General features: G+C 62.8%; 13 protein-coding genes and 1 pseudogene. 5 read left to right on the top strand and 9 right to left on the bottom strand.

Features of this window, described 5'->3' with window-relative positions:
• Both SO140_RS28580 and fliP read left to right on the top strand, forming a co-directional pair.
• Positions 1 to 274 (top strand): annotated as a pseudogene (locus SO140_RS28580) (flagellar biosynthetic protein FliO); the annotation flags it as partial.
• Complete coding sequence (gene fliP, locus SO140_RS28575) at positions 271 to 1,026, top strand: flagellar type III secretion system pore protein FliP (protein WP_449377087.1); 756 nt, start codon at positions 271 to 273, stop codon at positions 1,024 to 1,026. The pseudogene SO140_RS28580 and the gene fliP, both read left to right, overlap by 4 nt.
• A 19-nt stretch (positions 1,027 to 1,045) precedes the next feature.
• On the opposite strand, the gene SO140_RS28570 is transcribed toward fliP, so the two are convergent.
• Entirely contained in the window at positions 1,046 to 1,282 is a 237-nt protein-coding gene (locus tag SO140_RS28570) for a hypothetical protein (RefSeq protein WP_449377086.1), read from the bottom strand.
• Positions 1,283 to 1,363: 81 nt separating this feature from the next.
• Complete coding sequence (locus SO140_RS28565; protein ID WP_449377085.1) at positions 1,364 to 5,086, bottom strand: tetratricopeptide repeat protein; 3,723 nt, start codon at positions 5,084 to 5,086, stop codon at positions 1,364 to 1,366.
• A 244-nt stretch (positions 5,087 to 5,330) separates the two neighbouring features.
• On the opposite strand from SO140_RS28565, the gene SO140_RS28560 reads away from it, so the two are divergent.
• Entirely contained in the window at positions 5,331 to 8,126 is a 2,796-nt protein-coding gene (locus tag SO140_RS28560; RefSeq protein WP_449377084.1) for a UPF0182 family membrane protein, read from the top strand.
• A 575-nt stretch (positions 8,127 to 8,701) separates the two neighbouring features.
• Here SO140_RS28560 and SO140_RS28555 read toward each other — a convergent pair.
• Both SO140_RS28555 and SO140_RS28550 read right to left on the bottom strand, forming a co-directional pair.
• Positions 8,702 to 9,487 (bottom strand): tetratricopeptide repeat protein, encoded by a 786-nt coding sequence (locus SO140_RS28555; protein WP_474800374.1) that lies wholly within the window; start codon positions 9,485 to 9,487, stop codon positions 8,702 to 8,704.
• A gap of 131 nt (positions 9,488 to 9,618) precedes the next feature.
• Positions 9,619 to 10,287: a FecR family protein gene (locus SO140_RS28550; RefSeq protein ID WP_449377082.1), complete on the bottom strand. Its 669-nt coding sequence runs from the start codon at positions 10,285 to 10,287 to the stop codon at positions 9,619 to 9,621.
• Between the two features lie 531 nt (positions 10,288 to 10,818).
• On the opposite strand from SO140_RS28550, the gene SO140_RS28545 reads away from it, so the two are divergent.
• Both SO140_RS28545 and SO140_RS28540 read left to right on the top strand, forming a co-directional pair.
• Complete coding sequence (locus tag SO140_RS28545; protein WP_449377081.1) at positions 10,819 to 13,872, top strand: VCBS domain-containing protein; 3,054 nt, start codon at positions 10,819 to 10,821, stop codon at positions 13,870 to 13,872.
• A gap of 148 nt (positions 13,873 to 14,020) precedes the next feature.
• A complete protein-coding gene (locus tag SO140_RS28540; protein ID WP_449377080.1) occupies positions 14,021 to 14,209 on the top strand; it encodes a hypothetical protein in 189 nt (62 codons plus the stop codon).
• A gap of 442 nt (positions 14,210 to 14,651) precedes the next feature.
• Here the strand turns inward: SO140_RS28540 and SO140_RS28535 are convergent, their stop codons facing one another.
• From SO140_RS28535 to fliL, 5 genes are all read right to left on the bottom strand, one after another.
• Positions 14,652 to 14,852, bottom strand: a complete 201-nt coding sequence (locus tag SO140_RS28535) for a hypothetical protein (RefSeq protein WP_449377079.1) — start codon at positions 14,850 to 14,852, stop codon at positions 14,652 to 14,654.
• A 1,003-nt stretch (positions 14,853 to 15,855) separates the two neighbouring features.
• Positions 15,856 to 16,632 (bottom strand): MotE family protein, encoded by a 777-nt coding sequence (locus tag SO140_RS28530; RefSeq protein WP_449377078.1) that lies wholly within the window; start codon positions 16,630 to 16,632, stop codon positions 15,856 to 15,858.
• A gap of 9 nt (positions 16,633 to 16,641) precedes the next feature.
• A complete protein-coding gene (locus SO140_RS28525) occupies positions 16,642 to 17,088 on the bottom strand; it encodes a DUF6468 domain-containing protein (protein WP_449377077.1) in 447 nt (148 codons plus the stop codon).
• Complete coding sequence (gene fliM, locus SO140_RS28520; protein WP_449377076.1) at positions 17,085 to 18,287, bottom strand: flagellar motor switch protein FliM; 1,203 nt, start codon at positions 18,285 to 18,287, stop codon at positions 17,085 to 17,087. The genes SO140_RS28525 and fliM overlap by 4 nt, the downstream gene beginning before the upstream one ends.
• A gap of 29 nt (positions 18,288 to 18,316) precedes the next feature.
• On the bottom strand, positions 18,317 to 18,817 hold the full coding sequence (fliL, locus tag SO140_RS28515) for a flagellar basal body-associated protein FliL (RefSeq protein WP_449377075.1): 501 nt from the start codon (positions 18,815 to 18,817) through the stop codon (positions 18,317 to 18,319).
• Between the last annotated feature and the right edge of the window lie 27 nt (positions 18,818 to 18,844).

Genomic DNA, 18,844 nt, shown 5'->3' with positions numbered 1-18,844 from the left:
GCGCTCGAGGGGGCGGCCGCCGGCCCCCTCGCCGCCGGCCGCCCCCTCGAGCGCCGAGCAGAATCTCGCCGAGATGGCGCAGCGGCTCGAGGCAGCACTGCGCCGGCCCACCGGCGAGACGGTCGCGCCTCCCGTTGCGCCCGAGCCGCCCGCACCCGCGGCGCGCCCGTCGCGCAACGAGACACCTGCCCCGGCGGCGCCCGCGAAGACGAGCTTTGAAAATCTCGAAGACGAGATGGCCTCCCTGCTCGGCCGTCCGAAGCCGCCTTCGTGAGACGTTCGGCTTTCCCGCGTAGAGTTTTTTTCCTTCCTGTCCTGATCGGCGCCGCTCTCCTGGCGGCGCCTGCGCATGCGCAGGACATCAGCATCAATCTCGGCGGCCAGGGCGGCGGGGGCGTCACCGAGCGCGCAATTCAGCTCATCGCGCTGCTCACGGTATTGTCGATCGCACCGTCGATCCTGATCATGATGACGTCGTTCACGCGCATCGTGGTCGTGCTGTCGCTGCTTCGCACCGCCATGGGCACCGCGACGGCGCCGCCGAACTCGGTGATCATCGCGCTCGCGATGTTCCTCACCTTCTTCGTGATGGGACCGGTCCTGCAGAAATCCTACGACGACGGCATCAAGCCGCTGGTCGCCAACCAGATCGGCGTCGAGGACGCGCTCCAGCGCGCCTCAGTTCCCCTGCGCGGCTTCATGCAGAAGAACGTGCGCGAGAAGGACCTCAAACTCTTCATGGACCTCTCCGGCGAGCCGCCGCCGGCAACCCCGGACGAGCTCGCACTCCGCATCCTCATTCCCTCGTTCATGATCTCGGAACTGAAGCGCGCCTTCGAGATCGGCTTCCTCCTGTTCCTGCCCTTCCTGATCATCGACCTCGTCGTCGCCTCCGTCCTGATGTCGATGGGCATGATGATGCTGCCGCCAGCGGTGGTGTCACTGCCGTTCAAGCTGATCTTCTTCGTGCTGGTGGACGGCTGGTCGCTGGTCGCAGGAAGCCTGGTGCAGAGTTACGGGGGGTGACGCCTCACACCGAGGTCGCCTACCCCTTGACGTCATACTGCTTGCTGAGGTGATCGCCGATCTGCACCAGCATGGCGACGCATTCGGGGTAGCCGGGCTTGTCGATGGTGGACTGGTCGGATTCGTCGCGGAACTCCCAGCTGTTGCCATCGCGGAGAACGATGATCTTCATGCCCTCCGAACAATCGGCATGGACCTTCAATTCGGCTTTCGCCATGGCGATCAATTCGGCTTCGGTCTTGACGGGCTTGCTCATGTCCACGCTTCTCCCGGCATCGGCGCACGACGGCAAATTGCCGCGTTGGCGGACGGCTGTCGAGAGGCCTTGGCAAACGGTCTAGCGGGCCATCTTGATCTGCCTCACGGGCGGGATCGAGGGCAGCGAGCCGGTGTGATCGGTCTCGTCCTTGGCCTGCGGCGGCATGGGCGCGCGAGCGGTGGCGTCGGGGAAGCGCTGCTTCATCTCGCGCAGGAAGCCGTCGAGCGTGTCGACGCTGGCAGCGAGCTTTGCGATCTCAGCGAATTCGGCGCTGGAGGCAGCCGCCGGCTTGCTCGCGATATCGAAGGCAAGTCGGTCCGAGCTCTCGCTCATCAAGGGCGCGTATTTCTCGCGGAAGCGCGACAGCCCGATCGCATCGTCGGCGAGCGCGTAACCGACGGCCGCGCGGATCACGTCACTCTTCTCGACCGCGTTGAGCGGCTTGAAGTCGCGAAAACGCTCGCCGTAGTAGAGCTCGATCTGCTCGGCGGATTCGCGCCAGCGCCGCGCCGCCCAGAAGATGTCGGAGCGCAGGCGGATGGCCTCGCGACCGGCGACGTTGGAGACGATGTCGAGCGCGAGGTCGTGGCGGCCGACGTCGCTCTGCGCGCGCGCCTCGAGCAAGAGACGCTGCTGGCGCAATTCGCCGGAGAGGTCACTGATGCGGCTCGCGCGCAGCGCCGAGATCGCCATGTCGGGCTTGCGGTTGGCGAGATAGACCATGGCAAGGCGGGCCGCAACCTGCGCGCGCGCAGCGCCTTCGAGGCGATGGTCGACCTGGTATTGCAGGAGTTCGGCGGCCTGGTCGAGCAGGTCGATGGACGCCAGGCGATCGGCCAACTTGCGGATCAGCTCGTCCCCGCGCCGGCCGATCGGCGTCAACTCGCGGAACTCGTAGAACATCCCGAGCGCCTCGATCGGTGGAAGATCGTCGCCTTTCGAGCTCAGGAATATCTGCGCGAACAGCTCCTGCGCGAGATCTTGGGCCTGCCGCGAAGCTTCCGCATTCGGCTGCAGCTTGGTCGCGGTGCGCGCCGCGGCGAGCGCATCCCGGTAGCGGCCCATGTCGGCATACATCCGGGCCAGCAACTGGAGCGTCCTCACCTCGATGGCATCGCCGCGCCAGGTCATCGCCAGCGTCTCGAGCTCACGCAGCGCGTCGTCCTTGGTGATCTCGTCGCGCTTCTGCCGCAGCGCGACCTCGAGCTGCTTGGCCTCGGCGGCGGCCGGCCGGTCGTCCGAGTCGACCGCGAACTTGTAGTCGTCGAGCGCGTCCTTGTCGTGACCGAGCGCTTCGGCGAGCCGGCCGCGCAGCACCGCGAAGGACGGCGCCATCTCCGGCGGCACGCCGACGACCTCGAGCTCGCTGCGCCGCTTGGAGGCGCCGGCATAGTCCTTCACCTCGAGCGAAGCCCGCATCGCATCCATCGTCACGATGCGCTGAACGTCGAGCGGCAGCGAGGCTATGGCGAACTCGACGTTCTTGAACTTCTCGCGTGCATCGGCCCACTTGCCCTGGCGTGCATAGGCGAGCGCCTTCCAGAGCTGCGAATCGTGGCTATTGCCGATCACGGGATTGGCGAGATCCTTCAGCCCCTGCCCGGGACGGCCGATCAGGATGCTCGCGATCGCGTGCATGATCAGCGCCGAGGATTCCTCCTTGTTGAGGGGATCGGCCAGCATGACGTCGGTCATCGCCTTGGCCTCGTGATACATGCCGCGCGACATGTAGAAATGCGCAAGATCAAGCCGTGGGATCGAGCGTTGCGCCGGCTCGGCCGCCGCGATCGCGTTGACCAGCGCGCTCTGCCTGTTCATGAACAGCTCGGACTGGCCCTTGCGCCATTCCTCGATGTTGAAGACCGGCCGCACCGCGGTCGGCGCGCGCTCGGCGGAGACGTCGACCGGCGAGAGCGTCAGCCCGCCCTTCTTGCCGAGGATCACCTTGTCGGAGCCGACCTCGACGCCGACCTCGTCGGAGTTCGGACGAATGGCGATGCCGTGCGCGGATTCGAGCAGCGAGAGGTCGACCAGGTCCTGCCGCTTGATGAAGCCGCGAACCGGCCGCGGCGTGGTGACGACGTAGAGCGTGTCGCCGGCGTCGGGATCGGTCAGCTTGTGCAGCATGCCCGGATTGGCGAAGGGGATCGCGATATTGGCGAGCGCGGGGTCCGTGATGTTGCGCATCATCATCAACGGCAGCGGGGTCGCCTGGATCTTGTCGGCGAGCGTCAGGAGCCAGTTGGTCTCCTTGCCGTTCTCCTCGCTCGACAGCGAATAGACCAGCGGCCGGTTGAGGCGGATGCGGATCGCCTGGCCCTTGTCGAGCGGCGTGCGGCTGACCTCGCCGATCATCGCACCACCCTTGGCCCGGATCGGCTCGACGTCGATGGCTTTCTGCGTATCGAATACCAGCCAGACGGTGTCGCCGCGGCGGAAGGCGGCGGCGGGCGTTGCGACGGAGAGCGGGAACGTCACGCGCAGGCCGTCGCTGTCGCGGCGGGCATCGACGCTTGGCGCGGTCTCTTGCGAGACGGCCGGAGCCGGCGCCCCGACCGGTGCGGCTTTCGCCACGTCCTTCGGCGCCTCCTTGACCGGCTCCTTCGGCGCTTCGGCGGCCACCGGGGCCACGGGTTTTGGCGCAGCAGCCGGCGCTGCGGCTTCGGCGGCCGGAGGCGCAGGTTTCGGTGCCTCGGCCGGATGCGCAATTTCAGCTGCGACGGGCTCGGACGCGGCCGGTGCAAGCTTCGGCACCTCGGCAGCCGGCGGCGCGCCCGCGGTCTCCGGCTTCACGTCGATCTTGGCCTCGCGCGCGATGGTCTCGGAGGTCGGAGGCTTGATCTCGCGCGGCATCTCCTTCTCGGCCGCCGCGTGCGATCCAGGGGGCGCGGCCGGCTTTGCCGGCGCCAGAACCTGCTCGGCCGTCGTCGCGGACTTGTTCTTGTCCGGCTGGAAGGCGACGTCGGCGACATAGTTCTTGTCGTCGCGGAAAGAGTGCACGTCGGCCTCGCCGATCAGCGCGATCTCGATATTGGTCTGGTCGATGTCGGCCTTCTGCTTGATCGAGGCCACGTTCGGGGGGGCCGCCACGACCGCGTCTGCAAGATCGAAGTTGAGATTGGCGTTGAAGGCGAGCGTCAGCTTCTGCTCGTTGAGCACCGAGGAGACGGCGACGCCGTCGGGCATCTCGAAGACGAAGCGCACGAAGGTCGGCTGAACCGAGGCGCGGACGCGGATCGGCGGGCGCTTCTTGGTCTCGGCGGCCACACGCTGGGCACGCAGCGCGCGCTCGGCGGCGCGCGCACGATCGGAAAGTTCCTTCACCACGTCCATCGGCAGGCTCGGCGGCGCGCCCTTCCAGCCCTCGGGCAGAAGGTCGACGAAGGTCCGCTCGCCGGCGTTCATGGTGTTGACGGTGACGCGGCGCGCCAGCGACAGCCGGATCGCTGCGCCGTCGGGATCGCGCCGCGCGGAGTTGACGTAGTCGGGAGCGCCTTCCGGAATGCGATCGACCGGTATATCGACCGGTCGCTCGAAGCGGATGATGAGGATCGAGCCCGCGGTCGTCACCTCGGAGGAAACATCCTCGCCGAGCTTGATGACAAGGCGCGCAAAGCCCCCGCCGGCGGAGAAGGTCGCCTCACCCCGCACCGGCTGGGCGCGCGCGGGCGAAGCCAGGCCCACCAACAAGCAGGCGGCCAGTGCGGACAGCGCGCGGACACGACGGCGCGCAGCCGGCGCCGAGGTCAACACCAAGGCCCGGGCTCGCGACCAAAATCCAGCGGCAGCCTGTCGCGCCATTGGCGGCATTTCATCCAGTCCGACGATTCACGCCGGCGATGGGGGCCGGCCTGTGCCCCCGACTTTAAGGTTTCGCCAATTAAGGACTTGTTAATGCTGTCGGATTGATTTGACTTGCGCTCGCTGCGCCGCACCACCGTTCCCGAAGCAGCCAGCCCGGGCCTTCCAGCGTAGGGGTAATTCGCGCCATCGGTCTCACGTCCGGAGAGCGCCGCCCCGGCCGCCATTCTGCTATAGTGCGAACATGACGATCGGGATCGCCGGACCCGGCCAGAAGGCGCCGCGGCGCAGTGCTGCGGCAGGGTTCACTATCGCGGCCATCGCCATCGTCATGGGTCTGATCCTGCTCGCTCTCGTGAGCGACGTCCTGGTCGACTGGATGTGGTTCGCCTCGGTCGGCTACACGCAGATATTCTGGATCACGATCGGCGCCAAAACCGCTGGCTTCATTGTCGTTTTCGCCGCGACTGCCACCATCTTGTGGCTGAACGCGCGGATTGCGCTTGGTCTTGGCGGGCGGCGAACCCGATTGCCTGCGGCCTTTGTTCCAACACTTGCGGCCGCCGCGGCTCAGCCTGATCCGCTTGAATTCCTGCGCGAGCGGCTGCCGTGGCGCGGCGTGATCGCCGCCAGCAGCGGCCTCTTTGCCTTGCTTGTCGCCTGGGGCGAGGTCGGCAACTGGGGCACGCTGCTCCGCTTCATCTATCAGGTGCCCTACGGTAGCAACGATCCCCTGTACGGCAAGGATATCGGTTTCTACCTGTTCTCCCTGCCCGCGTTCGTAGCCATCAAGAACTGGGCAATGCTGACGCTCATCATGAGCGCACTGTTCGCCGGATTCGTCTATTGGGTGCATGGCGACATCGAGGACCGGGCCCAACGAATGTCGCCGGCGGCGATCTCCCACGGTTCGGCACTGCTTGGGCTTTTCTTCGGCATGAAGGCGTGGTCCTACGGCCTCGACCGCTACCACCTGCTGTTCGGCGACAACGGCGTGGTGGTCGGCGCAGGCTATACCGACGTCAACGTCGAATTGCCGGTCCTGTGGATCCTGATCGCGCTGTCGATCGTCGCTGCCTTGGCCGCATGGGCGAACCTGTGGGTCCGCACCTACCGCCTCCCCACCGCCACAATTGCGCTGCTGTTCGGCGCCGCTTTCCTGCTCTCCGGGATCATCCCCGCAGTTTTTCAGCGCTTCTACGTCAGGCCCAACGAGCTGGACTGGGAGCGTCCCTACATCGCTCGCAACATCGCGCTGACCCGGGAGGCCTACAATCTCAATCGGATCTCGCCCAAGCCATTCCCTGCGGAGCAGACCCTGACCTTCGGCACGCTCGAAGCCAACAAGGCCACGATCGAGAATATAAGGCTGTGGGATTGGCAACCCTTGGCCGACACTTACGCGCAACTTCAGGAGATCCGCACCTACTACAAGCTGCGCAATCTCGATGTCGACCGCTACTGGCTCGGCGGCACCTACCAGAGCGTGATCCTCTCGGCGCGCGAGCTGAATTCCGAGCTGCTGCCGCCCAACGCGCAGACCTGGGTCAACCGCCACATCCTGTTCACCCACGGCAATGGTGCGGTGCTCAGTCCGGTCACGCAGAAGAGCAGCGAAGGGCTTCCGCTCCTCTACCTGCACGATGTTCCTCCAGTTGCGCAGGGAGGACCCGAGATTCGCGAGCCGCGCATCTACTACGGGCAGCAGACCGAGGACTACGTCATCGTCAAGGCAACCGTGCCGGAGTTCGACTATCCCAAGGGAAAGGACAACGTCTACGCATCCTATGACGGTGCCGGCGGCGTCCCGTTGTCGAGCATGGTGCGGCGACTGATCTTCGCCCACTATTTCAACGACGTGAACCTGTTTCTTTCAGACTACGTCGGCGACGGCAGCCGGATCATGATCCGGCGCAACATCCAGGAGCGGGTGAGCACGATTGCGCCGTTCCTGATTCTGGATCGCGATCCCTACCTTGTCGTCAGCGAGGGCCGGATGTTCTGGATTCAGGACGCCTACACGACCAGCGAATATTTTCCCTATGCGCAGCGCGCGTCCGGCTCCAACAATCTCAACTACATCAGAAATTCGGTGAAGGTGATCATCGATGCCTATAACGGTACCGTCGACTTCTATCTGATGGACCAGGCAGACGCGATAGCCGCGACCTATCGTCGAATCTTCCCGGCTCTCTTCAAGCCGTTCACGGCGATGCCGCCCGATCTGCAAAGGCACATTCGCTATCCCGAGGACCTCTTCCTGATCCAGGCCCGGCTTTTCCAAACCTATCACATGGAATCTGCCGATGTTTTCTACAACCGCGAGGACCTCTGGCAATTCCCGCGCCAGCCGGCCGGCGATGGCGTCTCTTCACTGGACGGCACGACCGCGATGGCGCCCTACTACATCATCATGCGACTGCCTGGCGAAGCGCAAGCCGAGTTCTTTCTGATGATCCCGATGGTACCGAGCCGCCGCGACAACATGATCGCATGGCTCGCCGCACGCTGCGACGAGCCCGGCTATGGCAAGCTGATCGTGTACGAATTTCCCAAGGAGAAGCTGGTCTACGGACCGTTTCAGATCGAGGCACGCATTCATCAGAACACGGAGATCTCCCAGCAGATCTCGCTGTGGAACCAGATGGGCTCGCGAGTGATCCGGGGAAACCTGCTCGTGATCCCCATCGAGAACTCGATCCTTTACGTGTCGCCGCTATATCTGCGAGCCGAGCAGGGTCATTTGCCGGAACTGAAACGGGTGATTGCCGCCTATGGCGAGCACGTCGTCATGAAGGAAACGCTCGAGGAAGCCTTGTGGGCGCTCTTCGCGAACAGCGGGCCCACAACGACGGCACCGGGTGGGACCGCGGAGTTGCCCAGCGAAGGAGCCGTGGCGGCACGCGCGCAGGAGGCGCTCACCCACTACGATCAGGCAATGGAGCGGTTGAAAACCGGTGATTGGGCAGGCTTCGGCAAGGAGGTCGAGGCGATGCGCCGCCTGCTGGAAGAGATCCGCCGGCAACCCGGCGGTCCGTGAGGGGTCTGGCCCAGTGACGCCCGTCATTCCTCGGCCGCCAGGGGAGCCCTGGTCTCAGCAGACGATATTCTTATTCTTAGGGCGGAAGGAATGCTGCGTTCTCGGCTCCTGTCGGTCGCACGAACAGCAAGCGGGATCGCACGGATATTTGCGCGTCCGCCTTGCCGTCCTGGCCGATGATTTTGACTTTGCAGGACGTCGCGCGCTGAACACTGGGCACTTGCTTCACGCGCCCACAGCGCGGCGTGTGCGAGACAGAACATCACGAGGAGAGTACCGCTACGTTGCCGTCGTATTCGACTGCGCAGCGTGGCATGGCAACGGACTTCTTGGCCAGCGGTGCGGCCCACAGTCTTCTGAAAAACAAAGACCCGCCCCCGAGTATGGGGAAGAACGGAAGGCTTCAAGAGTTGGAGGCGGGCCTTAAGGGCAAACCTATTCCAAAGCAACGAGCGGAGTCCGTAAGCCAGCGCCCGTCACGTCATGACGCAGGTGAAATCTAAGCACCATCGAACCCACTTGAATACCGGATTTTGATACCTCGACGGTCGCAGTCCAGTTTGCGAATGCCGCTTCTACTGCACGCCGTAGCGCGCGAAGTCGTCGGCGATCCCGGGCTGAATTGTCTCTGCCGCCACGATATCGGCATCACCGCCTGCCTTGTCGCTTTGCCTGAGCCGGGCGAGGCCGCGCCCATAAAGCGCGCTCGCCAGCTTCGGCTCGAGCCGCAGCGCTGAGTTATAGTCATCCATGGCTGCAGCGAGCTGGCCCATCTTCAGGAAGACCAGAGCACGCGAATCGTATGTGGCCGCATTGCCCGATCCCGATTGAAGCGCCTTGTTACAGTCTTCGAGCGCAGCCTGCAGAGTGCCCAGCATGGTCCGGGCCCAACAGCGTCCGCTCCACGCGCCCGCCAGATCTGGCCGCAAACGGATGGCCTCGTCGTAGTCTCGCGCCGCGCGATCGTACGCGTTCTTTCGAAGGTTAGCCTCTGCACGGTTCGCGAAGGCCTCGCCGTAGCCAGGATTGAGCTTGATGGCCTCATCCAGAGACTCGATCGCGAGGTCGTATTCGCCTTTCATCAGATGGGCCACACCGCGGTTGTTGAAGGCCTTGGTGTAGCCCGGGTTGAGCTCGATCGATTGATCGAAATCGTGGATGGCGCGATCATAGCGTCCCGTTTCGGCATAAGCGTTGCCACGATTGTTATAGGCGATGGCCAAGGCCTTCGTCGCGTTTCGGTGCGCATCGATGAACGCGGTGCAACCATCAATTCGTGCTTCGAGCGATGCGCGCGCGACGCTGTTGCACAGCTCAATCGTCTTGAGATAGCTCCCCTCCTGCTTCGGCGCCTGCGCCACCGCCGGCAGCTCCAGCAATAGCAAGATGAGACCAGACGCCACGACGCCGGTGATGGCTCCGGTCGCACTCGGCTTCATATCAGTATCCCCGATCACGAATTAGGGAAATTTCTGTCCCTGGTGAAAGGCTTCTAGCACCGTCGGCAGATGTTCAAGTTGAGCTTGCGGTCGGCTTTCTGTTCAGATGGCCCAGTGGAACCGGCGGATTTCTTTGTCATCTTGCTCTTGCCCTCTTCGATGAGGGTAGAGAATTTCACCGACCCGTTGTCGGAGATCTCGACATGGGGCGTGGTGCCTCTGATGCCCATTGTGGCGACCGGGGTGTCGATCTTCATGTCACCAGTTTTCGCGACCTTGCCGGCAACGAAGGTGAACGTGCCTTTTGCGAGGCTGAAGAAAGTCGAATTGGACTTTCCGTTTGGGTCGTAGACGTATTCGTCCAAGGTCATGTGCGCGTTGCTCGACAGATTGAACGAGCTGCCATCGGTAAAGTTGATGCCAACTCGACCGTCATCCCCTGTCCGCAGCACGTCCCCCAGATAGACGAGATCGCCGACTTTCGTCTGATTGGGTTGGGGGGGCACGTTGGCCTGAACAACGACCGCATTCGCGTGTTCGATCGTGACGGAGCCCGTGGCGGTTACGATCTTGCCAATTGGCTTCGAGGAAAAGTTCTGAAGAACGGGCTTGGCGGAATCGACTTGCGCGCGCGCAGCATCTGGCAAAAGGCCGGCGAGCGTCAGAATGAAAGCGGTCACCAATCCGAGTATCGAATATACACGCATGACCTCCCCCTTCATTGAGAAGATCTCCGCCCCAGCCCATGCGGTTTTTCCGAACAAACCTAGTCGAGCGGTATATAATATAATTTAATGGTTGTTAAATCCATCCCGCCGGCTTAATTTTGTTCCACAGATCCGGAATACCGCAGAAAAATTACACTAACTCTCATTTGGAAAAGCAAATCGCTTCGATGGAAGGGGCCGGGTTCGACCACGCGCTGAACGCGTCTCTTTCTTGAATCGACTTGGGTGATCTCGATCAGGATTTCGGCGGGCAAGCCCTGGGCTGCCGGCGCCATGATTGGTTGATCTCGTGGCGAGGGCAGACCAGAACGAAAGAAAAAAGGCGCGCTGAGCCTGAGTTCTCGGCTGACGAGGTCGAAGGCTATGTTAGTTGCGTCCGGCGTAGAGGCCGGAGACGTGACCTCCGTGGTCGCGTCTCCGAAGATAATCGGCACCGTTCACACGGCGATCGGTTGCGGCATCTTGAGGCGTGCGAGCGGCATCGCCACCCAAGTCATGGTTGGCGATCCACTCCGCCCCGGTGATGTGATCGAGACGGCCGCCGACGGGCAGATCGGCATCCGCTTCATTGACGACACCTTTTTCAACCTCTCCAGCGGCGCGCGCATGGAGCTGAGCGAATTCGTCTGCGATCTCGACCGCAACTCGTGCTCGGCCGTGTTCACGATATCCAAAGGCACCTTTGCTTTCGTTGCCGGGCGGTCGGCAAAGAGCGGTGCCCTGACGCTCGATACTCCCGTTGGGAGCATTCGCGGCCGGATCCATACGGGCGGGTTCGGAATGCTGGCGCTCGGAACATTGATGTTCTCGATGTTGAAGGGTGCCGAGGCCGCAGACGCGAATATCACGTTCCTGGACAATGACAGCATCACGTACAAGGACGTCGAGCACGGCGCGTTCGAGCTCGTGACCAAGGAGGCGGTTCCGCGACACATCATCGTCGAGGATCCCGGCGAGACGGTCGTGCTCAACAAGGTCGGGTCTTCGGTCAGCGTCAACCAGGTCGTCAATACCCCGGCTCGCATGGAGGAACTCCAGGCGGCGGAGCATGACGTGTGGGCCAATCTCTCGAAGGAGGTCGGGCCAAAGGGATCCGGCACGACTCCCTTCCCGGAGACGCTGCCGCTGGAGCCGATCAATTTCATAGAGTCCGACGCTCCTGCGCAGCTACATTCGCTTCCGATCGTGCTGCCTAGCACCGTCGTCGTTCCCGATAATCCCATCGTTGTTCATTCGCCGCCGACGTTCAATATTCAGTCAGGACTGGTCGAACTCGATACGGTGGTGTTTGACACCTTCACTGCGACCAGCGGCACGTTCAGCGCCAGCAGCACCAGCGGCGCGCCACTGATTTTCGGTATCAGCGGCGGCACCGCCGGCGACACGGTCGTGGGCGGAGTGACGTATGATGTATCGAAAGCCAGCACCTATGGCACGCTTTATGTGAACAGCGCCAGCGGCGCTTATACCTTCGTACCGAACAGTGACGCGATCAACGCGCTGACGACGCCGACGACTGACGATTTCGTCATTACGGTGTCGGACGGCAACCTTACCACTGCTCAGAACTTCACAATCAGCATCGATGGCGTCAATGACGCCGCCATCATTTCCGGTGTCACCACCGGCTCGTCAACCGAAGCGGGCGGCGTTGCCAACGCGGCGCCCGGCGCATCCGCGACCGGCACACTGACCGATAAAGACGTCGACAATACCCCAAACACCTTCACGGTCGTGAATTCCAAGACCAGCACGGCGGGCTACGGCACGTTCAGCGTGACCGCGTCGGGCGTCTGGACCTACACAGTCGACAATACCAACAGCAAGGTGCAGGCGCTCAATGTCGGCGACACCTTGACCGACACGTTCATCGTGAACACGATCGATGGTACGCCGCAGGTCGTGACGATCACCATCCACGGCGCCAACGATGCCGCGATCGTCTCGGGCGACGCGACCGGCTCAGTGACCGAGGCGGCCGGCTGCAAGCCGGGAATTCCGACCGCGACCGGTACGCTGACCGACACCGACGTCGACAATACGCCCAACACTTTCGTGCCGGTCGGTTGTCCCGAAGCGGGCAGCTACGGCACCTTCACTATGACGGCGGCCGGCGTCTGGACCTACACGCTCGACAACAGCAACTGCAAAGTTCAGGCGCTCAATGTCGGCGACACATTGACCGACAAATTCACCGTGACCACGATCGACGGCACACCACAAGTGGTGACGATCACCATCCATGGCGCCAACGATCCCGCCATCATCTCCGGCAAGACAGCCGGGTGCGTGATCGAGGCGGCTGGCTGCAAGCCGGGTATGCCGACGGCGACCGGCACGCTGACCGACACCGATGTCGACAATCCGCCCAACACGTTCACCGCGGTGTGCTCACCCAAGGTCAGCGCTGGCGGCTACGGCACCTTCACAATGACGGCAGCGGGCGTCTGGACCTACACGCTCGACAACAGCAACAGTGCGGTGCAGGCGCTCAATGTCTGCGACAAGCTCACCGACACCTTCACGGTGACCACGATCGACGGCACGCCGCAGGTGGTGACGATCACCATCCAGGGCGCCAACGACCCTGCCATCATCCACGGCACCACGACGGGCTCGGTGACCGAGCCGATCTGCAAGACGCCGGAGGCACCGACGGCCACCGGCACGCTCACCGACACTGATGTCGACAATCCGCCCAACCTGTTCACGGCGGTTTGCGCGCCCAAGTGCAGCACGCACGGCTATGGCACCTTCACGATGACGGCTGCGGGCGTTTGGACCTACGCACTCGACGAAGACAACTGCGCGGTCCGGGCTCTCAGGGCCTGCGACACGCTGACCGATACCTTCACGATAACCACGATCGACGGCACGCCGCAGGTTGTGACGATTACCATCCACGGCGCAGGCTTCCGGGACCTCGACAGCCCGGCTGCCGCAACGCAAACGGATCCGCCACCAAGCGATGGGACATCGAAACAAGACGGCACAGGGGGCGGAAGCGACGCCAGCCAGCCACCGGCAGCCAGTCCGGACTCAACGAACGATACCGGCCAAATCGACGTGGCCGCCGGCAGTTCCAGCAGCCCGACGACGACCGGCAAGAGCGGGGACGACATCAGCCAGGCTGAAGCGAAGCCTGAAGGCATCAGCGGGTTCGGTGCCAACCATCTCGCCAGCAGCGACCATTTTGTTTTTTCGTTCGCTGCCAATCTGGCCTTCAGCGCAAGGAGCGAGCAAGGCATCGCGCCCATTCAGTCCGCCGCCGATCATTCTGAATGGTCCGCTGCCACACCCGCGCTCCTCGGCTCACATCCTCTCACAGCGCTCGGCGCTGAAGACGTATTTCATTTCAGGAACGAGCTTACCGAGGCCAAAGGCTCGGGCGCTCTTGCGTTCGCGGAACTGCCCCCTACCCCGTCGTTGGTCGATACAAACATAGCACGCCCGGGACTTCTGGGAGCCCAAGCAGTTGAATCGCTTGCGCCTGCGCACGACGCCGCCGCCCCTTTGAATTCGGTCTCTGTTCATGAAGCGAGCGCTCAGCCCGCCTATCACCACGAGTTGATGGTATGAAGATTTTCGACCTGTGGGCTTCTATGGCTTGAGGTTCCGATTGAAACAAAAGTTGATCAAAGACCTGAGGAAAACGTGAATATTCCCCAAAAGTGACTTGATCTTTTCTGCCTCTGTTACCGGCGGATCTGTGGATGGGTAAGAAGTGATGACCGATCAACAATTGGCACTTCATGCGATCAGCGAAGCGCAATCGATCCTCGAAGAATACCTTCAACCGCGACCTCAGAGCACCGAGCGTGTTCTCGATAGACTGATCGAAGTTCTGGAACGTCCCGAGCTCGTCGTTGCTGTAAGCCGTTTACAGCAGCGAAGCGGTTCCTTTGCAGACCAATGACGAACCGGCTCCGATCGGTCGCCCTTGCCGCCTTCGCGACCTGGCTTTTGCCAGCCGGGACACCCGATGCAATGGCGAAGCAACAATGCAGCAGCTCGATACCCTCGTCGACGCAGGGTCGCTGGTGGTCCTATCGCATCATCGATGAACGGAAATGCTGGTACGAGGGCAAGCCTATGCTTTCTAAATCGGAGCTGGAGTGGCCAAAGCGGAATTCGGCACAACCAGCTTTGGCCGCGAACGTGACGGGCTCGGTCGCGGCAAGCCCGAGCAATCCGCTGGACTCGCAAGCATGGGCCGTGGACTACGACACTTTTGAAGCACGTTGGCGCGCTCGGATCGGAAATCGCTGACCCGACCAAACACGCCACCACATCGGAGTCATCAACGCCTCACAACGTCGCGTGTTGATCGCGAACTGCGGCTGTGCCGCAAGGCTCTTTCAGTGTTGCCTGCCGTTCCAATCCGACGGCGAGGCGCTGTGCTGCCGCGAACAAGCGTCATCGTCACTGTCATCTTCCTCAGCGGGCGGCAATGCATGCTGATGACTCAAGGTCGATGTCCAGGCGGACGTCATCGCCACGATCAGCAGACGATTGATGGCCTCGATTGCGCGGTCTGCTATGGATGAGCAGTAGTTCATCGCTCCCTCCACGCCACTGATTAGCGAATGGCCCCACCCTAGTTCCAGTGTGCGCTGCGCGACTGTCGTCCAGCTCACATTTTGCGCGCGTCAACTCATCGCACGTTCAGAACGAGAAGCGCCGTCTGACTGCATCTGCAACGCGAGGCAGGCTCTTCGTCACTCGCTTCATGCGTGAGGACGGTCTGCGCGGTGAGGTTTGCCGGGCGCACCCGCTCAACCATTGAGATGTTGCAACCGATGAGCGAATCAGAACGAGATAGCGTCGTGACGATCCGATTTCGATTGATCAGGCGGGGGCTCGATCGATGCGCGGGGAAGCCAATTGCATCATATGCAGCAGGGCAAGAGCACTCATAGCTCTCGTTCCAGTCGCCAAAGGATATGCTCTGAAGGTTTACGAGTGCTCCTGTTGCCATAGCACTCTGAATCTGGTGACGCGTGTCACGAAGGCCGATCTGATCAGGCAACGATGCGGCACGCCGCTTCCCGCCGGGAAGTGGTTCGACGCGACGACTGCCGGGATCGGAGATCGCAGGGTAGACCAGCGCGTCGCGAACTAGACAAACAGTCTGAACGCGCCCTAGCCGAACGACCTCATGATCTGAGACAGCATCGCCGTTACGCCTCGGGTGTACCGGGCGCCGAATAGTTGCTCGTCCACGTAATGAAGCGCGAGGAGAGCAACAAGTGCGGCCATTGCAACTCTCATGCTGAGAAGCATGATCCGCATAAGCTAATGGCGTCTTAATCCATTCTCGCAATCCGTTCTCGCAGTAACCGATGCTGCATTGCGGAAAACGCATCACGGAGGGGAGTGGTGCGCCGAGCGAAGTGTTGTGCGCGCACCAACAACGCCTCGAATTGGCCGCCAACACGCCCGAATCACACACGCAGATTGTCCTCGCCGGGGCTTCGCTTGCGTATTGAGGTTTGCCGGCTCCGCTCCACCGCGATACTTCAGCCCCCAGCCCCATCGCGGTGGAGCGGGAAATCCTCCGTTTCAATTCGGCTTTTGCGTCGGGCGGCCCTCAATCTTGGGCAGATCGGCGGCATCGGCAGAGCGGTCTCCGCCGCCACCGGCGCGGCGGGCCATCTCGACCGTCAGCCGCTCGGCGGCCTCGGGCTGCATCAATCCCATGATGTCCGACATCTTGCGCGGCGCGATCTGCGTCGCGATCTCGATCAGCACGCCCATCTCCAGGCGATCGAACACCCGCGCGGCGTCCTTGGGCTTCATGCCCTCGTACATGGTGACGAGGCCCTTGAGACGCTGAGCTTCCGCCGCCTTCTGCTCGGCTGCGGTGGTGGAGATGCGGGCTTCCACCGCCTTCATCTCCTCGACCTTGGACTCGATGCGCTTCTCGGCCGCCTTGAGCAGGCTCTCGCGAATGTCGATCTCGCGCTGGCGTGCTTCGAGCTCCTGGCGACGGTTCTGCAAGCGCTCCAGAATCGCGCGCTCGGCGGGCGAAGTCTGCTCGCGGGATTCTTCCGGCTTGATCACCTGGCCTTCGGGCTTGGTCTCGGGCGCGGCCGGTTTCGGCGCATCTTCCTTGGAAGCCTCCTTCGGCGCGCCGTGCGTCGAGCCGGTGATGTCGGGGTCTTCGCGGCCGGTCGGGAAGTTGAGGTTTTCCTGCGCCCAGGATTTTCTGGTCGTGTTCGGCTGGTAGTCGAACACGTAGCCGCCGTTGATCACGAGGCCCGCGACCTTCAGCATGGCGAGGGCGGCGACTGCGACCAGAACGACGGGAATGACGCGGATGTTACGAAAGGATTTCATGCATCGACTTTATGCGGCAATCCCGTTGGACCTTCTGCGCTCGGAGAATGCTTCGGCAGCCGCCGCCACCGCCTTCGCCGCCGAGGGCTTGACGACGGGGGCTGCGGCAGCTTCCGGATTCGTCACGGGGCGCGCGGCGATGGCGATCTTGGAGAGGCGCCGCACCACGTTGTCGGCCTCGCCGAGCTGGCGATAGAGCTGGTCGGACATCTGCGTTGCGGCGGCGAGCTGGCTGCCGAGATTTTCGTTGACGTCGCGGACAGCGAGCTTCAGCCCCCCGATCGCGCGCTCGGCGATCTCGGTCGCGGTGATCAGCTCGGCGATGACGGCTTTCAGCGAATGCTCGTCCGCCTTCAGCCGCGTCAGCCGCTTGTTGAGCAGGATGCAGTAGCCGATCGTCAGCATCAGGAGGATCGCGACCAGCATCTCGATCGCCATGCCTAAGGAGTGGTTCATGGTGCCTCCATCATCTTGTTCTGCTCGTCGACCTTCTCGAACATCGCAAGTGTCGTACCTGGCTTGCGCAGAGGTTTCGTCACGCGGATCGCGACGCGATCGCCGACGCGTCCCATCCGTCCTTCGGTCAGTGTGACGCTGCCGCAGCGCACGGTCACGTTGGCATCCGCGCGCATGTCCAGCGGCAGCGTGTCGCCGACCTTGAGCCGCATGAGCTGCTTGAGCGGAATGTCGGCCTCATAGAGCACGGCATCGACCGCGATCTCGGCCTGGACGATCTCGGTGGCGAAATGACCTTCCCAGATCGTGTCGCGGCCGAACTTTTCGCCCATGAACATCTGGAGCAGGACGCCCCGGATCGGCTCGATGGTCGCGTAAGGCAGCAGTAGTTCGATGTTGCCGCCACGATCTTCCATGTCGATGCGCAGTCGCACCAGGATCGCGGCGTTTGCAGGACGGCTGATCGCGGCGAAACGCGGATTGGTCTCGAGCCGGTCGATCGTGAAGGTCACCGGCGACAGCGGCCGGAATGCCTGTTCGGCGTCGGCCAGCACCACCTCGACCAGCCGCTTGACCAGCTCGGTCTCGATCGTGGTGTAGGGCCGGCCTTCGATGCGGAGCTGGCTCGCGCCGCGCCGACCGCCGAGCAGCACATCGATCATCGAATAGATCAGGCTGGAGTCGACCACCGCCATGCCGAAGTTTTCCCACTCCTCGGCCTTGAACACCGAGAGGACGGCCGGCAGCGGGATCGAGTTCATGTAGTCGCCGAAACGCACCGAGGTGATGCGGTCGAGCGAGACTTCGACGTTGTCGGAGGTGAAATTGCGCAAGGAAGTCGTCAGCAATCGCACCAGGCGGTCGAAGACGATTTCGAGCATCGGCAGACGCTCGTAGGAGACCATCGCTGAATCGATGATCGCGCGAATGCCGGAATGGTCGTCGAGCGTGACGTCGCCGACGGTGAAGCCGAGGAGATTGTCGATCTCCTCCTGCGAAAGCACCCTCTCGCCTGAATTCTTGCCGTTGCCGAGATCGCGGCTGCCGTCCTCGACCATGGCCGCCCATTGCAGGGCCATGGTCTCGGATAGTTCATTCTCGGCAGCAGCCTTCGCGGCCTCCGCGGGATCCTCGGAATCGAGCGAGGCCTCCCATTGGGCGGCAATCGCATCCTGGTCCATTTGCTCGTTGCCGGCCATGACGCTAGCCCGTTACCTTCCCTGCACCGTCACTGGACCACGACTTCCTTGAACAGCACCGCGCTGACCTGGATCGGCGCGACCGCCGCGTTGACGCGCTTGGTCAGCTCCTCCTTGAGGCGGAAGATGCCGGCGGAGCCATTGAGGTCGGAGGGGCGCAGCTCCCGGACATAGGTCTGGAAGATGTCGGTGACGCGCGGCATCGTCGGCTTGATCGCCTCGATCTGCTTCTCTTCCTTCAATTCGAGCACGATCTTCAGCCGCAGATATTGCACGCGCTCTCCTGGCGCGCCGGCGAGGTTGACCATCATGTCGGGCACGTCGACGAAGGCCGGCGGTTTCGGTGGCGGCGCGGCCTCGGCATGGTGCTCGTCGTCGCCATGACGGAAGAGGAAGAACCAGGTTGCCGCGCCGCCGCCGAGAATGGCGAGCGCTGCGACCGCGATGATGATGAACTTGAGCTTGTTCTTCGGCGGGGCCGCCTCGGTGCCGTCAGTGGCTGCGCCGCCTTCCGCTTCGTTCTCTGCCATGGTCGCCGCGCTCGCTCACTATCAAGG

The sequence above is a fragment of the Bradyrhizobium sp. UFLA05-108 genome, from assembly GCF_059803455.1.
The sequence above is the reverse complement of the archived record's forward strand: the minus strand, read 5'-3'. Positions and strand labels throughout refer to the sequence as shown.

Excerpts from the sequence above, each read along its gene's own strand:
- SO140_RS28525 (WP_449377077.1), bottom strand. The coding sequence starts at position 17,088 with ATGAACCACTCCTTAGGCATGGCGATCGAGATGCTGGTCGCGATCCTC.
- fliM (WP_449377076.1), bottom strand. The coding sequence starts at position 18,287 with ATGGCCGGCAACGAGCAAATGGACCAGGATGCGATTGCCGCCCAATGG.
- SO140_RS28565 (WP_449377085.1), bottom strand. The coding sequence starts at position 5,086 with ATGGCGCGACAGGCTGCCGCTGGATTTTGGTCGCGAGCCCGGGCCTTG.
- SO140_RS28570 (WP_449377086.1), bottom strand. The coding sequence starts at position 1,282 with ATGAGCAAGCCCGTCAAGACCGAAGCCGAATTGATCGCCATGGCGAAA.
- SO140_RS28560 (WP_449377084.1), top strand. The coding sequence starts at position 5,331 with ATGACGATCGGGATCGCCGGACCCGGCCAGAAGGCGCCGCGGCGCAGT.
- SO140_RS28540 (WP_449377080.1), top strand. The coding sequence starts at position 14,021 with ATGACCGATCAACAATTGGCACTTCATGCGATCAGCGAAGCGCAATCG.
- fliL (WP_449377075.1), bottom strand. The coding sequence starts at position 18,817 with ATGGCAGAGAACGAAGCGGAAGGCGGCGCAGCCACTGACGGCACCGAG.
- SO140_RS28530 (WP_449377078.1), bottom strand. The coding sequence starts at position 16,632 with ATGAAATCCTTTCGTAACATCCGCGTCATTCCCGTCGTTCTGGTCGCA.
- SO140_RS28535 (WP_449377079.1), bottom strand. The coding sequence starts at position 14,852 with ATGAACTACTGCTCATCCATAGCAGACCGCGCAATCGAGGCCATCAAT.
- SO140_RS28550 (WP_449377082.1), bottom strand. The coding sequence starts at position 10,287 with ATGAAGGGGGAGGTCATGCGTGTATATTCGATACTCGGATTGGTGACC.